This is a genomic window from Burkholderia sp. BCC1988, assembly GCF_905339895.1.
Taxonomy (GTDB): Bacteria; Pseudomonadota; Gammaproteobacteria; order Burkholderiales; family Burkholderiaceae; genus Burkholderia.
Genome location: NZ_CAJPHA010000057.1, coordinates 1 through 1,458 on the forward strand (window position 1 = coordinate 1; position 1,458 = coordinate 1,458).

The 1,458-nt window shown below is 67.6% G+C and carries 2 protein-coding genes; both read right to left on the reverse strand.

Features of this window, described 5'->3' with window-relative positions; translation table 11 throughout:
* A partial coding sequence (locus tag U4012_RS35485) for an alpha-E domain-containing protein (RefSeq protein ID WP_321804524.1) occupies window positions 1–191 on the reverse strand: 191 nt, incomplete at its 3' end.
* A gap of 64 nt (window positions 192–255) precedes the next feature.
* On the reverse strand, window positions 256–1,458 hold a 1,203-nt coding region (locus U4012_RS35490; protein ID WP_321804526.1), incomplete at its 5' end, for a circularly permuted type 2 ATP-grasp protein.

Here is a 1,458-nt window from a genome sequence, read left to right on the forward strand (position 1 = left end):
GCGTCGTACTTCTGACGATAGCCGTCGTCCGCGCCCGAGCTGACCAGCACCGACGACCATTCGGCCGGCGCGTCGGACGTGCGCGTGAGCGCCATCCGCAGCCCGGCATCGACGATGCGCGCGATGTTCTCCGCGCGCTCGATATAGCGGTACATCCAGTAAAGACCGCTCGCAGTTCGTCCCAGAAGCATCTCGTGTCCACTCCGTCTTCGTTCGGTTCGCGCGCCGGCTGCGGCGCGCGCGGTCGTGCCCGGCTCAGTCGGCCAGCACCCAGGTGTCCTTGGTGCCGCCGCCCTGGCTCGAGTTGACGACCAGCGAGCCTTCCTGCAGCGCGACGCGCGTGAGCCCGCCCGGCGTGATGCGGATCCGGTCCGACACCAGCACGAACGGCCGCAGGTCGACGTGGCGCGGCGCGAGGCCGGCTTCGGTCAGGATCGGCGTCGTGGACAACGCCAGCGTGGGTTGCGCGATGTAGTTCGCGGGCCGCGCGCGCAGCTTCGCGGCGAACGCCTCGATCTCGGCCTTCGATGCGCACGGCCCGACCAGCATTCCGTAGCCGCCCGAGCCGTGCACTTCCTTCACGACCAGTTCGTCGAGATGCTCGAGCACGTATTTCAGGCTGTCGGCCTCGCCGCAGCGCCAGGTCGGCACGTTCTCCAGCAGCGCCTTGCGGCCCGTGTAGAACTCGACGATCTCCGGCATGTACGAGTAGATCGCCTTGTCGTCGGCGATGCCGGTGCCCGGCGCGTTCGCGATCGTGATGTTGCCGGCGCGGTACACGTCCATGATCCCGGCCACGCCGAGCACCGAATCGGGGCGGAACGTCAGCGGATCGAGGAACGCGTCGTCGACCCGGCGGTACAGCACGTCGATCGGCCGGAAGCCTTCGGTGGTGCGCATCGCGACGCGGCCGTCGACCACCTGCAGGTCGCTGCCCTCGACGAGGTGCACGCCCATCTGGTCGGCGAGGAACGAATGTTCGTAGTACGCGGAATTGTGGATGCCGGGCGTGAGCACGGCGATGGTCGGGTTGTCGGCGTTGCCGCCCGGCGGGCACACCGCCGCGAGCGACTGGCGCAGCATCTGCGGATAGGTCTCGACCGGGCGCACCTTGACCTGCTGGAACAGCTCGGGAAAGAGCTGCATCATCGTCTCGCGGTTTTCCAGCATGTACGACACGCCCGACGGCGTGCGCGCGTTGTCCTCGAGCACGTAGAACTGGTTCTCGGCGGTGCGCACGATGTCGACGCCGATGATGTGCGTGTAAACGTTGCCGGGCGGCCGGAAATCGATCATCTCCGGGATGAACGCCTCGTTGTGCGCGATCAGGTGCTTCGGCACGATGCCGGCGCGCACGATCTCCTGGCGGTGGTAGATGTCGTCGAGGAACGCGTTGAGCGCCATCACGCGCTGCTCGATGCCGAGCGACAGCCGGCTCCATTCCGCGCCCGAGATGAT